This is a genomic window from Wenyingzhuangia heitensis (assembly GCF_011762155.1).
GTDB classification, from domain to species: Bacteria; Bacteroidota; Bacteroidia; order Flavobacteriales; family Flavobacteriaceae; genus Wenyingzhuangia; species Wenyingzhuangia heitensis.
Genome location: NZ_JAASQL010000001.1, coordinates 870,020 through 886,940 on the forward strand (window position 1 = coordinate 870,020; position 16,921 = coordinate 886,940).

Annotated in this window: 14 protein-coding genes and 2 tRNA genes; all 16 read left to right on the plus strand. The window is 31.2% G+C overall.

Translation table 11 applies throughout. The features are described from left to right. Positions 1-2: 2 nt before the first annotated feature. The gene (locus tag FHR24_RS03695) at positions 3-1,274 is read left to right on the plus strand and encodes a bifunctional folylpolyglutamate synthase/dihydrofolate synthase (protein ID WP_167184038.1); all 1,272 of its coding nucleotides are present in this window, start codon (positions 3-5) and stop codon (positions 1,272-1,274) included. A gap of 212 nt (positions 1,275-1,486) precedes the next feature. After that, positions 1,487-2,515 carry an NAD-dependent epimerase gene (locus FHR24_RS03700; protein WP_167184041.1) on the plus strand — a complete coding sequence of 343 codons (1,029 nt, stop codon included), beginning with the start codon at positions 1,487-1,489 and terminating at the stop codon, positions 2,513-2,515. 9 nt (positions 2,516-2,524) lie between these two features. Then, positions 2,525-3,547: a mannose-1-phosphate guanylyltransferase gene (locus FHR24_RS03705; protein WP_167184045.1), complete on the plus strand. Its 1,023-nt coding sequence runs from the start codon at positions 2,525-2,527 to the stop codon at positions 3,545-3,547. Positions 3,548-3,604: 57 nt separating this feature from the next. Next, a tRNA-Val gene (locus FHR24_RS03710) sits at positions 3,605-3,682 on the plus strand. Positions 3,683-3,713: 31 nt separating this feature from the next. Beyond that, positions 3,714-3,788: transfer RNA gene (locus FHR24_RS03715), tRNA-Val, on the plus strand. A 110-nt stretch (positions 3,789-3,898) separates the two neighbouring features. Next, on the plus strand, positions 3,899-4,867 hold the full coding sequence (locus FHR24_RS03720; RefSeq protein ID WP_167184048.1) for a Gfo/Idh/MocA family protein: 969 nt from the start codon (positions 3,899-3,901) through the stop codon (positions 4,865-4,867). A 66-nt stretch (positions 4,868-4,933) separates the two neighbouring features. Continuing rightward, the gene (locus FHR24_RS03725) at positions 4,934-6,217 is read left to right on the plus strand and encodes a nucleotide sugar dehydrogenase (RefSeq protein ID WP_167184051.1); all 1,284 of its coding nucleotides are present in this window, start codon (positions 4,934-4,936) and stop codon (positions 6,215-6,217) included. Positions 6,218-6,303: 86 nt separating this feature from the next. Further along, positions 6,304-7,629: a UDP-glucose dehydrogenase family protein gene (locus tag FHR24_RS03730; protein ID WP_167184054.1), complete on the plus strand. Its 1,326-nt coding sequence runs from the start codon at positions 6,304-6,306 to the stop codon at positions 7,627-7,629. Positions 7,630-7,722: 93 nt separating this feature from the next. Continuing rightward, positions 7,723-8,670, plus strand: a complete 948-nt coding sequence (locus FHR24_RS03735; RefSeq protein WP_167184057.1) for a GDP-L-fucose synthase family protein — start codon at positions 7,723-7,725, stop codon at positions 8,668-8,670. Between the two features lie 213 nt (positions 8,671-8,883). After that, positions 8,884-10,059 (plus strand): GDP-mannose 4,6-dehydratase, encoded by a 1,176-nt coding sequence (gmd, locus tag FHR24_RS03740; RefSeq protein ID WP_167184060.1) that lies wholly within the window; start codon positions 8,884-8,886, stop codon positions 10,057-10,059. An 11-nt stretch (positions 10,060-10,070) separates the two neighbouring features. Beyond that, positions 10,071-11,015 (plus strand): ATP-grasp fold amidoligase family protein, encoded by a 945-nt coding sequence (locus tag FHR24_RS03745; protein ID WP_167184063.1) that lies wholly within the window; start codon positions 10,071-10,073, stop codon positions 11,013-11,015. Positions 11,016-11,017: 2 nt separating this feature from the next. Then, the gene (locus FHR24_RS03750) at positions 11,018-12,433 is read left to right on the plus strand and encodes a lipopolysaccharide biosynthesis protein (protein ID WP_167184065.1); all 1,416 of its coding nucleotides are present in this window, start codon (positions 11,018-11,020) and stop codon (positions 12,431-12,433) included. Between the two features lie 2 nt (positions 12,434-12,435). Beyond that, a complete protein-coding gene (locus FHR24_RS03755; RefSeq protein WP_167184068.1) occupies positions 12,436-13,479 on the plus strand; it encodes a glycosyltransferase in 1,044 nt (347 codons plus the stop codon). Positions 13,480-13,481: 2 nt separating this feature from the next. After that, on the plus strand, positions 13,482-14,624 hold the full coding sequence (locus FHR24_RS03760; RefSeq protein WP_167184071.1) for a glycosyltransferase: 1,143 nt from the start codon (positions 13,482-13,484) through the stop codon (positions 14,622-14,624). 2 nt (positions 14,625-14,626) lie between these two features. Then, positions 14,627-15,805 carry a glycosyltransferase family protein gene (locus FHR24_RS03765; protein ID WP_167184074.1) on the plus strand — a complete coding sequence of 393 codons (1,179 nt, stop codon included), beginning with the start codon at positions 14,627-14,629 and terminating at the stop codon, positions 15,803-15,805. Beyond that, positions 15,806-16,915 (plus strand): EpsG family protein, encoded by a 1,110-nt coding sequence (locus FHR24_RS03770; RefSeq protein ID WP_167184077.1) that lies wholly within the window; start codon positions 15,806-15,808, stop codon positions 16,913-16,915. Positions 16,916-16,921: the final 6 nt, after the last annotated feature.

Here is a 16,921-nt window from a genome sequence, read left to right on the forward strand (position 1 = left end):
GTATGAATTATCAAGAAACTTTAGATTGGTTATTTCACCAATTGCCAATGTATCAAAAAATGGGTGCAAAGGCTTATAAAAAAGATTTATCAAATACACTTTTATTGATGGATTATTTAGGGAGTCCTGAAAAAAACATCAAAGCAATTCACGTAGCAGGTACCAACGGAAAAGGATCTACCAGTCATATGTTAGCCTCTATACTCCAGGAGCAAGGCTATAAAACAGGTTTGTATACTTCTCCACATTTGATAGACTTTAGAGAGCGTATCAAAATAAATGGAGTAGAGATAGAAGAGTCTTATGTTGTAGAGTTTGTTAAAAAACACAAAGCTTTTTTTGAGAAAAATTCTTTATCGTTTTTTGAAATGACAGTGGGTTTGTCTTTTGAATATTTTAAAGATACCAAAACCGATTTTGTGGTTTTAGAAACAGGCTTAGGAGGTCGATTAGATTCTACCAACGTTGTAGATCCTGTAGTTGCAGTAATTACCAATATTGGTTTAGATCATACCCAATTTTTGGGAGAGACTTTACCGTTAATAGCTGCAGAAAAAGGAGGTATTATAAAACAAAACAAACCTGTTGTGATTGGGGAATATCATTCCGAAACATTTCCTGTTTTTGAGGGAATAGCAAATCAAAAAAAAGCACCCTTGTACAAAGCTTTTGATTTAGAATCAGTTGATTACAAGTCTGACTTAAAAGGAGACTATCAAAAATACAATCTAAAAACAGTGGTGCAAGCGGTAAAAGTATTGCAAGGTTTAGGTGTGTCTATATCAGAAAACGCGATCAAACAAGGTCTGTTAAAAGTTATAGAAAACACAGGTCTGTTGGGTAGGTATCAAACTATACAAGAAAATCCAAAAATTATATGTGATACGGGACATAATAAAGAAGGGATTGCTTTAGTAGTGGAGCAATTATTAAAAGAAAATTATGATCAATTATATATTGTTTTTGGGGTGGTTGATGATAAAGATTTAAAATCAGTATTGCCTTTGTTGCCTAAAAATGCAAGTTATTATTTTACAAAACCTTCTATAGCAAGAGGGTTAAATGAAGAAATACTAAAAGAAAAGGCAAACGACTTTTCTTTACAAGGAAATACATATGAATCTGTAGAAAAAGCGATGGAAAATGCAATGAAAATAGCCAGTCCTAAGGATGTGATTTATGTGGGAGGAAGTACTTTTATGGTGGCAGATTATTTACTTTCGATAACCGAGAAACGAACATCGAATACCGACCATCGAATAACCGATAACTGAGAAACGACCATCGAACATCGAAGATCGAGAAACGACCATCGAATAACCGATAACTGAGAAACGAACACCGAGCATCGAGCATCGAGAAACGAACAACGAACAACGAACAACGAACATCGAACATCGAATTTAACCAAAAGCTAAAGTTAAAAAGGAATCGCTAAAAAACAATATTATATATTTGTCAATCAAAACTTAGAATACAATTCATTATGAAAATTTTAGTTACGGGAGCAGCGGGTTTTATAGGGTTTCATTTATCCACACTATTGTTAAGTAGAGGGCATCAGGTAGTAGGTATTGATAATATCAACGATTATTACGATGTAAATCTTAAATATGCTAGGTTAGCTGAGTTAGGAATTGCTCAACAAGAGGCTTCTGTGTTTGGAAATCAAGTTGCTTCAGCTAAGCATTCAGAATTTAACTTTTTAAGGATAAATTTAGAAGACAGAGAAGCTATTAACGAACTTTTTGAAGCTGAAAAATTTGACGTGATTTGTAATTTAGCTGCACAGGCAGGTGTGCGTTATAGTATAGAAAATCCACATGCTTATGTGGATAGTAATATTGTAGGGTATGTAAATTTATTAGAAGCGTGTAGAAATACCAAAGTGAAACATTTAGTCTATGCGAGTAGTTCTAGTGTATATGGCTTAAATTCTAAAATTCCATTTTCTACCCAAGACACTGTCGATACACCAATTAGTTTATATGCGGCTTCTAAAAAAAGCAACGAGTTAATGGCTCATACATATTCTCATTTATTTGGATTTGCAACGACTGGATTAAGATTTTTTACAGTGTATGGACCTTGGGGAAGACCAGATATGGCAGCTTATTTATTTGCAGAAGGAATCAGAAATGACAAACCGATAAAAGTGTTCAATCACGGAAAAATGGAACGTGATTTTACCTATGTAGGAGATATTGTTCAAGGGGTGATGAGAATTATTGAAGGGGAAGTAGAGACGAGAGCAAAAAACAAGGAGTTGTATAAGGTTTACAATATTGGAAATAACAATTCGGTGAAATTAACGGATTATATAGCTAATATTGAAAAAAATCTAGGGAAAGAAGCAGAGAAAATAATGATGGACATGCAGCCAGGAGATGTAGCCAAAACATGGGCAGATGTTTCTGAACTAATCAAAGATTACAACTATCAACCAAAAACGACTGTAAAAGAAGGAGTGAAAAAATTTATAGACTGGTATAAAATTTACAACAATATAAAATAAAAAAAAACTATGGGGAAAGTAATAAACGTTGTTTTAAGTGGTGGAGTAGGTTCAAGATTATGGCCTATTTCTAGAAAAAAAAGTCCAAAACAATTTTTGCAAATCTTTGAAGAAAAGTCATTGTTTCAATACACGGTGTTAAGAAATAAAGCGCTTGTAGATGATTATATGTTGGTGACGAATGAGACTCAGTTAAAAATTGCAAATGAACAGTCTAAAGAATTAGGACTTACAATTACTAAAAAAATTGTAGAATCAGTAGGAAGAAATACAGCACCAGCAATTACCTTGGCAGCGTTAAGTTTAGAGCCGGAGGATATCATGTTTATCACACCATCAGATCATATGATTGGTGATGAGCAAGAATATAAGTTAGCGGTAAACAATGCGATTAGATTGGCTAAAGAAGGGAGTATTGCCACTTTTGGAATTCAGCCATTAAAACCAGAAACAGGTTATGGGTATATAGAATATGATGGAGAGGATGTGAAATCTTTTAGGGAAAAACCAAATCAAGATTTAGCAATAAAATACATAAGATCTGGAAATTTTTGTTGGAATAGTGGAATGTTTTGTTTTAAAGCATCAGTATTTTTAGAGGAAATTAAAAAATACCAACCAGCTATTTATGAAGCATCTGTGATGGCTTATGAGCAAAGTAAAGAGGGCTATGTAAAAAAAGAGTACATGGAGAAAATACCTGAAGATAGTATTGATTTTGCAGTCTTAGAAAAGTCAAAAATTATCAAAATGGTAAAATCTCATTTTATTTGGTCAGATTTAGGTTCTTTTGATTCTTTAATTTCGTATGCCAAAGATTTTCACAATGATGAATTGTTTGAAATGGTAAAAGGAGAGAATATTGTAAACTCATACGCTATGTGTTCTAAACCTGTGTATGCTACAAGAGGGATCGATCATATTGTTTTAATAGAAGCAGAAGATTGTATTTTGTTGATTACTAAGGATAAAAGTGAAGAAGTAAAACAAATAAGGGAATATGCAGGATGTGCAAACGAAAATTTATTGTAATTTTTTAAAAAATATTAGTTTTTATCTGGAATAAAGTCTTATATTTGCACCCGCTAAGGGCAATTAGCTCAGTTGGTTCAGAGCACCTCGTTTACACCGAGGGGGTCGGGGGTTCGAATCCCTCATTGCCCACCAAAGGTTTCCTTAATACCTTGTAAAAAAATTAGGGCAATTAGCTCAGTTGGTTCAGAGCACCTCGTTTACACCGAGGGGGTCGGGGGTTCGAATCCCTCATTGCCCACAAAAGTCCACTTCTATGAAGTGGGCTTTTTTCTTTCCCAAAGGTTTGAGTTCTCCTATTCGTTTTTCTATATTTGGTAGCTGTAGAAGATAATTACTACGGATAGATATATGAAGAATTTTGCATTGTTAGGAGCGGCAGGTTATATAGCTCCAAGACACTTAAAAGCAATAAAAGAAACCGGAAATCAACTGGTCGCTGCATTGGATAAAAACGACAGCGTGGGGATTATAGATTCTTATTTTCCAGAAGCTTCTTTTTTTGTGGAATTTGAAAGGTTTGATAGACATGTAGAAAAGTTGAAAAGAGAAAATCAAATCAAATTAGATTATGTAAGTATTTGTACGCCTAATTACTTACACGATGCCCATATTAGAATGGCTCTAAGGTCCGGAGCAAATGCTATTTGTGAAAAACCATTGGTGTTAAATCCTTGGAATATAGATGCGTTGCAGGCTATAGAAAAAGAAACTGGAAATAAAATCTATACCATACTTCAATTAAGACATCATCAAGCTATTTTAGATTTAAAAAAGAAGGTAGAGTGTGCTTCAGAAGAAAAAATATTTGATGTAGATTTAACATACTTAACGTCTAGAGGAAAGTGGTATTATGCTTCCTGGAAAGGTGATGTTTCCAAATCAGGAGGAATCGCTTCTAATATAGGGGTGCACTTTTTTGATATGTTAGCTTGGGTTTTTGGTGATTTACAGGAGAACATAGTGTATGAGCATAGTCACGATAGAGCATCTGGCTATTTAAGATTTAAAAAAGCCAAAGTAAAATGGTTTTTGTCTATAAACGATCAAGTATTGCCAGAAGAAGTTAAAAACAAAGGGCAACGAACATATCGTTCTATTACTGTGGATGGTGATGAAGTTGAGTTTAGTGGTGGGTTTACAGAATTGCACACAGAAAGCTATAAAGCTATATTACAAGGAAGAGGTTTTGGTTTAGAAGATGCTAAAAACTCTATTCAGATTGTACATGAAATTAGAAACGCACAATTTCAAAAGCCAGAAGAAGAAAAAGTTCATCCAATGTTTTTTTTACCAAAAACATTACATCCTTTTGCTTAAAATTAAAGAATACTTAACTTATGTTTATGAGTTTTAGTATATATTTGTCACTCGAAAAAAAAGAATATGAAAATAGGTGTCATTGGTTTAGGGTATGTAGGATTGCCATTAGCTAGACTCTTTGCAACAAAATATAATACCGTAGGTTTTGATATTAATAAATTAAGAGTTGCAGAGTTGCAGCAAGGAATAGATGTTACACTAGAGGTAGATAAAGAGACATTGTCCTCAGTTATAACAAGTATTCCGTTACCACAAAACGCATCCAATGGATTATTTTGCACAACAAGTGTAAAAGAGTTAGAGGGATGTGATTTTTATATTATAACCGTACCAACTCCTGTAGATAAGAATAATAGACCTGTATTAACACCTTTGATAAAAGCTAGTGAAGTGGTAGGAAGTGTGCTTAAGAAAGGAGATATAGTGGTGTATGAGTCTACTGTGTATCCGGGTGCTACAGAAGAAGATTGTATTCCTGTGTTAGAAAAAGTATCGGGATTAAAATACAACCAAGATTTCTTTGCTGGGTATTCGCCAGAAAGAATCAATCCAGGAGATAAAAAACATACAGTTGATAAAATTTTAAAAGTAACCTCTGGTTCTACTCCTGAAATAGGAGTTAAAGTTGATGAAATTTACAAATCAGTAATCTCAGCAGGAACTCATTTGGCACCTACCATTAAAGTGGCAGAGGCCGCTAAAGTGATAGAAAACTCTCAAAGAGATATCAATATCGCTTTTGTAAACGAGTTGTCTAAAATCTTTAACCTAATGGGAATTGATACATCTGATGTGTTAAAAGCAGCAAGTACAAAATGGAATTTCTTGCCTTTTAAACCTGGTTTGGTAGGTGGACATTGTATAGGAGTGGATCCTTATTATTTAGCACAAAAAGCACAAGAGTTTGGATACCATCCTGAGATTATTTTAGCAGGAAGACGTATGAATGATAGTATGGGGAGCTATGTAGCTGCTCAGGTAACTAAATTAATGATTCAGAATGATTTAAAAGTTAAAAATGCTCAAGTGTTGGTGTTGGGAATTACTTTTAAAGAAAATTGCCCTGATGTAAGAAATACAAAGGTGGTTGATGTTGTTAAAGAGTTAAAGGACTATGGAATGCAAGTAGATGTATGTGACCCTTTGGCAGATCCATCAGAGGTGTATAGGGAATACAAAATCCAGTCAGAAAAAGAAATCTCTAAAAAGAAATATCATGCTATAGTACTAGCTGTTGCTCATCAAGAGTTGTTAGATTTAGACCTTAATAGTTTTTTACAAAAAAACGGGGTTGTTTACGATGTAAAAGGAGTGTTAGATAAAGGTATTGTAAGTGGTAAATTGTAAATCTGTTTTTTAAGTTACCAAAAGAAATTAAATAAAAATATTCAAAATTTTAAAACGATTTTGAAAACTGAAAATAAAAGAAGAATATGAACATTACAGTAGTAGGGACAGGGTATGTAGGTCTAGTTACAGGAACTTGTTTTTCTGAAATGGGAAATAAAGTAACATGTATTGATATTGATCAAAAAAAAGTAGAGGCTTTAAAAAATGGAATTATTCCAATTTATGAACCAGGGCTAGAACCTTTGGTTAAAAAAAATGTGGAACTAGGGAATTTAAGTTTTAGTACTGCTATCAAAGATGGATTAAATAATTCTGAAGTTGCTTTTATTGCTGTAGGTACACCTATGGGAGATGATGGTTCTGCAGATTTAAAATATGTATTAGCAGTAGCAAAACAAATAGGAGAAGAAATGACCAAACCATTAGTAGTCATTGACAAATCTACAGTACCCATTGGAACTGCAGATAAAGTAAAAGCAACCATTCAAAAAGCATTGGATGCAAGGGGAGTCGTTATTGAGTTTCATGTAGTTTCTAATCCAGAATTTTTAAAAGAAGGAGCTGCTGTTAATGATTTTATGAAACCTGATAGAGTCGTAGTAGGAGCAGAGTCTGAAAATGCTTTTAAAGTAATGAGAAAGCTGTATGCTACATTTACCCACAATCACGATCGTTTGATAGAGATGGATGTTCGTTCTGCTGAAATGACAAAATATGCAGCCAATGCCATGTTAGCTACTAAGATTTCTTTTATGAATGAAATTGCAAACATTTGTGAGAGAGTGGGAGCAGATGCTAATAAAGTGAGAATTGGAATTGGATCAGATAACAGAATAGGATATAGTTTTATTTATCCTGGGGCTGGTTACGGAGGGTCTTGTTTTCCTAAAGATGTAAAAGCATTAAAGAAAATTGCAGAGGAAAACGGATACAAAGCAAAGTTAATCACTTCGGTAGAAGATGTCAACGATGCTCAAAAATTTGTGATTTCTAACAAGGTAATTGCAAAATTTGGAGAAGACTTATCTGGATTGACTTTTGGAGTATGGGGACTATCTTTTAAGCCAGGAACAGATGATATGCGTGAAGCACCATCCATTTATGTAATAAAAGAATTGGTAAAGCGTGGAGCAAAAGTAAAAGCATACGATCCCAAAGCCATGCACGAGGCACAAGAGTTTTATTTAAAAGGAGTAGAGAGTCTAGAATATGTGTCTTCTAAATACAAAGCTTTAGAAAATGCAGATGCAATGATTTTATTAACAGAATGGAAAGAGTTTAGATCTCCAGATTTTATGGAAATAAAATCGTTACTAAAACAACCTGTTTTGTTTGATGGAAGAAATCAATATGGAGTGTTTGAAATTGAAAAAGAAGGGTTTGAATATTATCAAATAGGAAAAGCGTAGTTTATCGACCACCGGAAAACGAACACCGAGAATCGAAAAACGAATAAAATCAGAAAAAAGAGTTGTTAGAGGTATATATATAAAATAAGGAGAATGGATAAAAATAGTAAAATATATATTGCAGGTCACAGAGGAATGGTGGGGAGTGCGGTACAAAGAATCTTAGAACAAGAAGGGTATACCAATATTATAGGCAAAACAAGTAAGGAATTAGACTTAAAAGATGCTGTTGCAGTTAAAGAATTTTTTGAATCTGAAAAACCAGATGTGGTCATAGATGCTGCTGCAAGAGTTGGAGGTATTTTAGCCAATAATGAATATCCGTATCAATTTTTAATGGAAAACATGCAGATCCAGAATAATTTAATTGATCAATCTTTAAAGTCCAATGTAGCGAAGTTTATTTTTTTAGGAAGTTCTTGTATTTATCCAAAATTTGCTCCACAGCCTTTAAAAGAAGAATATTTATTAACAGATTCTTTAGAGCCTACCAATGAGTGGTATGCAGTGGCAAAAATAACAGGAGTTAAAGCTTGTGAAGCTATAAGAAAACAATTTAAGAAAGACTTTGTTTCTTTAATGCCTACAAATTTATATGGTACACATGATAATTTTGATTTAAAAACATCACATGTGTTACCAGCTATGCTTCGTAAATTTCACGAAGCAAAGAAAAATAATGAGCCTGTTGAATTATGGGGAAGTGGAACTCCTATGAGAGAGTTTTTATTTGTAGACGATATGGCAAAATCGGTAGTATTTGCCTTAGAAAATGTATTGCCAGAGCATTTGTACAATGTTGGAACGGGAGAAGATTTAACTATTAAAGAATTAGCTGAAACGATTCAGAAAGTAGTAGGGCACACGGGAAAAATTGTTTGGGATAGCTCTAAACCTGATGGAACTCCAAGAAAACTAATGGACATTTCTAAAATGCACCAATTAGGATGGAAACATCAAGTAGATTTAGAACAAGGAATTAAAAAAACCTACCAATGGTTTTTACAAAATATAGAGAATTTTAAAGAAGTAAAAATATAATAGTAAAACGACCATCGGCCAACGAGAATCGAAAAGCGACCATCGAATACCGAATACCGAACCTCGAAAACCGACAATCGAGAACCGAACATCGAAAACAGACAATCGAAAACAGACAATCGGAAAACGGTCATCGAACACCGAGAACCGAACACCGAGAACCGAACCTCGAAAACCGAACACCGAAACCCGAACATCAAAAATAAAAAAAATATGAAAGTAGCATTAATCACAGGAATCACAGGACAAGATGGGTCTTATTTGGCAGAGTTATTATTAGAAAAAGGATATATGGTACACGGTATTAAAAGAAGATCTTCTTTGTTTAATACTGATAGAATAGACCATTTATACCAAGATCCGCACGATCCAGACCTAAGATTAAAGTTGCATTATGGAGATTTAACAGACTCTATGAATTTGACTCGTATCATACAAGAATGTCAACCTGATGAAATTTACAATTTAGGAGCGATGTCTCATGTAGCAGTTTCTTTTGATACTCCTGAATATGTTGGGAATGTTGATGGTTTAGGAACGTTAAGAATTTTAGAGGCTGTAAGAATTTTAGGTTTAGAAAAGAAAACAAGAATTTATCAAGCATCTACTTCAGAATTATTTGGAGGAATGCCAGAAAATAAAAATGAGAGAGGTTTTTATGATGAAAACTCTCCATTGTATCCTCGTTCACCCTATGGAGTTGCTAAAATTTACGGTTTTTGGATTACGAAGAACTACCGTGAAGCGTACGACATGTTTGCGTGTAATGGTTTGTTATTCAATCACGAATCTCCAAGAAGAGGTGAGACTTTTGTAACTAGAAAAATTACAAGAGCTGTAGCTAAAATAGCCTTAGGATTACAAGAAAAAGTATACCTAGGGAATTTAGAAGCAAAGCGTGACTGGGGGCATGCCAAGGATTACGTAAGAATGATGTGGATGATTTTACAAGCAGACAAAGCCGAAGATTGGGTAATTGCTACAGGAGAAACCACAACAGTACGTGATTTTGTTCGTATGGCATTTAGTGAGGTTGGAATTGAAATTGAGTTTAAAGGAGAAGGAGTAGATGAAAAGGGGTGTATCAAAAGCATCGATAAAGAAAAATACGAGGCTGCTACAGGAATGAGTACCGACGATCGAACAACGAACAACGAACAATCAATGATAGGAAAAGAAGTTTTATCTGTAGATCCTTCGTATTTCCGCCCTACAGAAGTTGATTTGTTAATTGGAGACCCTTCTAAAGCAAAAAACAAATTAGGATGGGTTCCAGAGCATGACTTAGCTTCTTTGGTAAAAGATATGATGCAAGGGGATGTTGCAATCATGAGAAAAGATGTAGACTTGTTAAAAGCCGGACATGAGATTTTAAAACAGGCGGAGTAAATTTAAATTGTATGTTTAAAAGTTATATCAGAAAAATATTAAGTTTAATAGCAGATACAAAACTACGTAAGTTTATTGCACGTACAGCATATTGGTGTCGTACACGAATAGTGTCTGATAAGACCTATATAGAGAAAATGTTTAAGCAAAAGATGGGCTATGACTTAGATTTAAAAAATCCTATAACTTTAAACGAAAAGCTACAATGGTTAAAACTATACGATCGTACAGAGTTACATACTATATGTGCTGATAAATTATTGGTAAGAGATTATGTTAAAAAAGAAATAGGAGAAGAATACATAATTCCTCTTTTATTTTTCACAGACAATCCTGAAGAAATTACTTATGATGATTTATCTACGGAGCCATTTATTGTAAAAGCAAATAATAGCAGTGGTGAAGTTCTTAAGTTTAGAAATAGAGATGAGGTAGACTTACCGTCTTTAAAGCTAAAACTAAAAAGTTGGTTAGGGAGTAATTATTATTACTACACTAAAGAGTGGCAATATAAAAACATTAAACCATTTATTTTATTTGAAAAATTATTGATTGAAAAATCATTTATTGAATCAATAGAAGACTTTAAGGTTCATTGTTTTATGTCTGAACCTAAAATAATATCGACAGATATAGGAAGAGGAACAGATAATCATATTAGAAATTGGTATAACACTGATTGGAATCTTGAGCCGTTTAATTGGTCATCCAATTATGAAGGAGTTCTTAGAGCAAAAACAGACAGGAATACAGTTATTAAAAAGCCCAAGAACCTTGATAAAATGATTGAATTTTCAAGATTATTAGCCAAGCCGTTTAAGTATGTAAGGATAGATTGGTATGAGGTTAATGGACATTTGTTTTTTGGAGAAATTACGTTTCACCACGCTTCTGGTTTTAGACCTATAGAACCAAAAGAGTATGATGAAAAATTTGGAGATATGGTAAAGTTATAAAGATGTCAGTAAAAATAGCTTTTTTGTGGAGTGCTGTTGGTAAAGTAGGACAGTTTATAATCACGTTTATTTCAAGTGTATTAATAGCTAGAATTTTATCTCCAAATGATTATGGATTGATAGGAGTACTAACCGTTTTTACTGTTATTTCTACCCTTTTAATAGATAGTGGATTTAAAGATGTTTTGATTTTAAATGCGAAAAAAAATACAGAATTAGAATATTCTACTGTTTTTTTTGTGAATGCGTCAATGTCTTTATGTCTTTATGTCTGTTTGTTTTTTTTAGCACCACATATAGCAAACTACTTCGATAGTCAGCTTTTGAAACCCTTATCACGAATTTTATTTATTTCATTAATTATCAATGGTTTTACGATTGTTCCATTAACCATATTAACACTTAATTTAAATTTTAAACTAATCTCTCTTGTTGAAGTTGTGAGTATTGTATTGTCTTCTCTATTAGGTCTGTTAATGGCATATAATGATTATGGTGTATGGGCATTGGTTTATCCTTTATTGATTTCATCATTATGTAGAACAATTGGATTTTGGCTGTTTGCCAAATGGGTGCCTACTTTTCAGTTTGATTTTGTTTTTTTTATGGATAAAATTAAATTTTGTTCTAAATTAATATTAATTCGTCTGATGACAGCTATTTCAACAAATTTTATACCTGTAATTGTAGGTAAAATATATAATTTGAGAGAAGTTGGATTTTTTAATAGAGCGAATAATTTACAAACAATGCCGAATAATATTATTGTAGCTACTATAAATGAAGTAAGTTATCCTATGTTGTCAAAGTTAGAGTTAGATTTGAGAGTTCAAAAATTTAAAGAAATACTAAAATTATCGTCAATGATAACATTTCCTATTACAGTAGCATTAATGATGATGGCAAAACCATTAATTATTGTCTTATTAACTGATAAATGGAGTGATTCAATACCAATGTTAGAGGTGTTAAGTTTGTTAATTGCAATTTCTTTACTAAGTTTTATTAACAATTCTATGATAAAAATACAAGGGAATATAAATACGCTTTTTTGGATTTCTTTATTGAAGAATATTGGAACAATTATATTACTTATTTTATTTAAAGATTATGGAATTATGACATTGTGTTATGTATATGTAGGAGTATCTTATGGTGTACATATTTATTATATGTATGTATCGAGTAAAATAACGAATTATACTTTAGCAAATCAATTAACAGATTTATTACCCTCTCTTTTAGCCGCGATATGTATGGGAGGTGTAATGTGTTTTATAAAGATTATGAATATAAATTCTTACTTAGTTTTGTTGATAATGCAAAGTATCTTAGGTTTTGTTTTTTTGTTAGGAGTGTATTGGTTTTTCTTTAAAAAGGAAAAAGAAATGTTTATTTCAATGATTAAGAACAGATAAACATGCAAGAAAAAGAATTGGTAAGTATTATAATGGCTATATATAAAGAGCCTGTTGCTTTTGTAAAACAAGCGATAGATTCTGTATTACAACAAACCTATAAAAATATAGAAGTTATAATTATTAATGACAACCCTAATGATGTAGTGTTGGATAAACTAGTACATAGTTATACGGATATTAGAATAGAATATACTAGAAATAGCAAAAATATAGGTCTGGCTAAATCTTTAAACAAAGCAATAGAATTAAGTAAGGGAGATTACATTGCTAGAATGGATGCAGATGATATTTCATTTTTAGATAGACTAGAAAAACAAATAACATTTTTAAATAATAACCCTATAATTGATGTAGTAGGAAGCCCAGCTCTGTTGATTGATGAACAAGGCATAGAAAAAGGATTGTTTAAAGTTCCCACAACAACAGAACAAGTAAAAATTTCTGCATTATTTGGAGTTCCTTTTGTACATCCTACAGTAATGTTTACTAAAAGAGTTTTTAAAGAATTTAAGTTCTTATACAATCCAGATTTTACTACGGCTCAAGATTTTGAATTATGGTCTAGGTTAGTACACCAGTTAAATGGGGCTAATTTAGTAGAACCACTTTTGTATTATAGAGAAAGTGATCAACAGTTGTCTAAAAATAGAGTGGTAGAGCAAACTGTGTTTTTTACGAAAGCATTAACATCTCAACTAACCAAATTAGGAGTTGTTCTTACGGATAAAGAATTGACTTTGTTAGGAAGGATGAGTAGAAATAAAAAACAAGAAACATTTTCTCTTTCTGAAGTTTTGGAACTAAGAAGGGTACTCCAAAATATTTATAATACAATACCTAATTACAGTAATTATAATAAAAAGTTACTACGAAAACAATTGTTTGTAAATCTGTCTTTAACAATCTTTTATTTTAAAGGAAACAGACTACTGTTCCATAGAGAAATAAAACGATTTATGATGTTTTTAAATGTAAGTTTTATTGAAAAAATATTGTTTACAGGTTTTATGGTAAAAATATTCTTGTTAACAATAAAAAAGTAAAAATGAAAAACAAGAACATTGCTATTTATTTACACGATTACTCTCGCTTAGGAGGAGTAGAAAGAGTGACTTCTAATTTGTCTAATCTTTTAACAAATAATAATATAGAGGTTAAGGCAATTTTGTCATTACAGCAATCAAATTCAGTTCCTAAAATTAAATTTAATAAAGATGTTGATATTTTTGTTTTTGAAGAAACATCTACAAAAACCTCAACATTTCAAGCTAAAATAACCACTTATATAAATTCAAATAAAATAAGTCATTTAATAGTGCAAGTTCAAGACTTAGAAGAAGCATATGGTCTTGTAAATACTACTAAAACTACAAATTGTAAAATAATTCCTGTTTTACACAATTCACCTTTCCTTTATACAAAATGGTATTTTCCTAATAAATTTAGTTCTATCAAGTCTTTTTTAAGGGCTTTAAAAATGACTTTTTATTGGAAACCTTTAAATTTATCTTTTTTTGATAAAATAATTAAAGAAACAGGGAGATTTGTGTGTGTAAGTCACAAGGCAAAAAATGAACTAAAAGAAATAACAAAAAATAACAATGTATTGGCAATTCACAATCCTTTACATTTTAGTGAAAAATATATATTTAAGGATTCAGATAAAAAAAATAAGATACTTTATGTAGGGAGGCTGAGTCAAGAAAAGTCGCCTATGCAAATGGTTCAACTATGGGAAAGATTATCTAAAAAACATGTAGATTGGTCTTTTACAGTTTTAGGAGATGGAGAAGAACTCCCTAAGATGAAAAACTATGTTAAAGCACACAACATACAAAATATAGAACTTTTGGGTAGTGTTCAAAATGTAGAATCTTATATGTGTGAGAGTAAAATATCAATTTTAATGTCTTATTATGAGGGACTACCTACCTCTTTATTAGAAGCAAGTTTTTACAACAATGCTTTGGTTGGATATAACGGAGACGGTGGTACATCTGATATTATTGAACATAATAAAAATGGTTTTATACATGAAATTGAAGATATAGAATCGGTAGAGAAATCTCTTGATAATTTAATAAAAAATGAGAGTTTATTACAAGGAATGATGCAAGCTTCAAAAAAGAATCTAGAAAATTTTTCAGATAAAGTAATTTTAGAAAGTTGGAAAAAACTATTAAAATAAGCATGAGTAGCAAGCAAAAAATAATAGTAGTTGATAGCTTTTCTGTCAATAATTTTCACGAAACGTTTAACAGTGCTTTTTTATTGGCACTGAAATTATCAAGTAAAAAAAAAATAACTTATTACGCATCCAATAGTGCGATAATAGCGATTAAAAATTTAGTAAAAAACAACATACTTACGGAAGAATTAAAAAATGTAGATTTTTTATCCCTAAAACTATACAAGGGAACAAATTCTATAGCTATTTTTTTTAGGTATTTTTTAAGTTCTTTTATAAACTTAAAAAAACTATTATTTTCATCAAAAGAAGATACGTTGATTTTTACACTTTTAAATCCCTTTTTTGTTTGGCCATTGCAATTATTATTGTTGTTTGTACATAGAAAGGTATTTGTAATTTGTCATGGTGAGTTAGAGTTACCTATTAAAAAAAGTGCGATCTATAAACCTACGTATTTCTACAAAAAATTAATACATAGCTTTTTAAGCTCTCGTAAAATAAACAAACAATTAAAATTAATTGTATTAGGTGATAATATAAAACAATACCTGTTAACGCTATACCCTAATTTAAAACAAGAGCAATTAAAGGTAATAGACCATCCGTCTATTTTTAAACAAGAAAAAAACAAACAAGAAATAAGAAGCACCAATAAATTAATTATAGGTACTGTAGGTGCGGTATCTATGGAAAAAGGTTTTACTAAATTAGTAGAATTGTCTAATTTAATTAATAAAGAACGTGTATGCATACACGTAGTAGGCTCTTACCATTTTAATATAGACAATTATAAAAACATACATTTTGTTTCTAAAAACGGTTTGCAGCTACCAACACAAACCTATAAAGAAGGAATTAATAGATTAGATTTTGTTTTGTTCTTGTTTCATAAAAATAGCTATAAGTTAACGGTAAGTGGAGCTGTTTTTGATGCAATTAATTTAAACAAACCTATCATAGCTATTAAAAATAGTTATTTTGAATCTATTTTTAATTTATATGGTCCCATAGGCTATTTGTGCAATGATGTAAGTGAAATACAGCAAATAATAGATAATTTAAATAAGGACAATGATTATAAAGAGCAATACGTTAAATTTACAAACAACATACATAAATTAAAAGAACACTACAGTTATAAAAGTATAGCTTTACAACTTCATAAACTAAATTTATAAATGTACCTATACGTTATATTTTTTACAATAGCAATCTTTGCGTTGGTAGAAGCAAATTTTGGGGATCGTTCAAAAAAGTTTAAAAATGTTTTTTTACTACTAATGGGACTTCTTTTTTCTTTATCTTTTTTAAGATGGGAGAGAGGTACAGACTGGAAAAGTTATTATTTTCATTTTATTAGAATTAAAAATTGGGATACAAATGTTGAATTTGAGTTTTTATTTAGTAAGCTATATAAGTTTGTGAAATTAACGTTAAATGGTGATTATACTGTCTTTTTAATATGTTGTGCAATTATTATATACTATACAAATTATAAAACCATTTTAAAGTATGCAAAGTATCCAATAACAACGCTTTTGGTTTGGTATTCTTTTACTTTTGGAGGAATTTTTTTTACCAGACAATTAATTGCCATTTCTATAGTTTTTTATAGTATACAATTTATAATACAAAAACAAAGGTTGTATTTTTTGGGTGCGGTGTTTATAGCTATGCTATTTCATAGAACTGCTATTGTTTTTGCATTGGCATACATAGTATATTTTTTAAATTTTTCAAGAAAAAAAATATTGCTAACTCTTGGTGTTTTTTGTGTGTTAGGATTGTTTTTTTCTACAGGAGTTTTGTCTAGCATAGGTAGTCTATTAGGAGGCTTTTTTGAGCAAAGAATAACCGCATATACAAAAATAGGAACTTCTAGTTCTTTTGGCTCTAATTATAGCCCATTACAAACCTTAGTTAGAGGTTCTGTCTATAGGTTGGCAATTATATTATACGTGCTGATTTTTTATTTTGATTCTTATAAAAAAGATGTTTTTTTCAGAGGGGTATTTAATTTATACGTAGTAGGATGTTTGTTGTTTTTTGTCATGGCACCATTATCCCCCACGTTAATAAGACTTTCTTTGTACTTTGAAGCTTTTCAGGTATTTATATTTCCTTATTTTATTTTTACCAAAAAACAAAAAACAATTAGGGTGTTTGGTATGTGTCTATTAATCTTTTATTTACTATTTCGTTTTTATGGTGTAATACAAACCTATAAAGATTTATACGTTCCTTATAAGTCAATTTTTAACAAATCACTACCTGTTAAGGTGTATTAATAAAGT

Bases quoted from the DNA above. Each gene is read 5' to 3' on its own strand.
- FHR24_RS03695 (WP_167184038.1), top strand. From the start codon at position 3: ATGAATTATCAAGAAACTTTAGATTGGTTATTTCACCAATTGCCAATG.
- FHR24_RS03700 (WP_167184041.1), top strand. From the start codon at position 1,487: ATGAAAATTTTAGTTACGGGAGCAGCGGGTTTTATAGGGTTTCATTTA.
- FHR24_RS03705 (WP_167184045.1), top strand. From the start codon at position 2,525: ATGGGGAAAGTAATAAACGTTGTTTTAAGTGGTGGAGTAGGTTCAAGA.
- FHR24_RS03720 (WP_167184048.1), top strand. From the start codon at position 3,899: ATGAAGAATTTTGCATTGTTAGGAGCGGCAGGTTATATAGCTCCAAGA.
- FHR24_RS03725 (WP_167184051.1), top strand. From the start codon at position 4,934: ATGAAAATAGGTGTCATTGGTTTAGGGTATGTAGGATTGCCATTAGCT.
- FHR24_RS03730 (WP_167184054.1), top strand. From the start codon at position 6,304: ATGAACATTACAGTAGTAGGGACAGGGTATGTAGGTCTAGTTACAGGA.
- FHR24_RS03735 (WP_167184057.1), top strand. From the start codon at position 7,723: ATGGATAAAAATAGTAAAATATATATTGCAGGTCACAGAGGAATGGTG.
- gmd (WP_167184060.1), top strand. From the start codon at position 8,884: ATGAAAGTAGCATTAATCACAGGAATCACAGGACAAGATGGGTCTTAT.
- FHR24_RS03745 (WP_167184063.1), top strand. From the start codon at position 10,071: ATGTTTAAAAGTTATATCAGAAAAATATTAAGTTTAATAGCAGATACA.
- FHR24_RS03750 (WP_167184065.1), top strand. From the start codon at position 11,018: ATGTCAGTAAAAATAGCTTTTTTGTGGAGTGCTGTTGGTAAAGTAGGA.
- FHR24_RS03755 (WP_167184068.1), top strand. From the start codon at position 12,436: ATGCAAGAAAAAGAATTGGTAAGTATTATAATGGCTATATATAAAGAG.
- FHR24_RS03760 (WP_167184071.1), top strand. From the start codon at position 13,482: ATGAAAAACAAGAACATTGCTATTTATTTACACGATTACTCTCGCTTA.
- FHR24_RS03765 (WP_167184074.1), top strand. From the start codon at position 14,627: ATGAGTAGCAAGCAAAAAATAATAGTAGTTGATAGCTTTTCTGTCAAT.
- FHR24_RS03770 (WP_167184077.1), top strand. From the start codon at position 15,806: ATGTACCTATACGTTATATTTTTTACAATAGCAATCTTTGCGTTGGTA.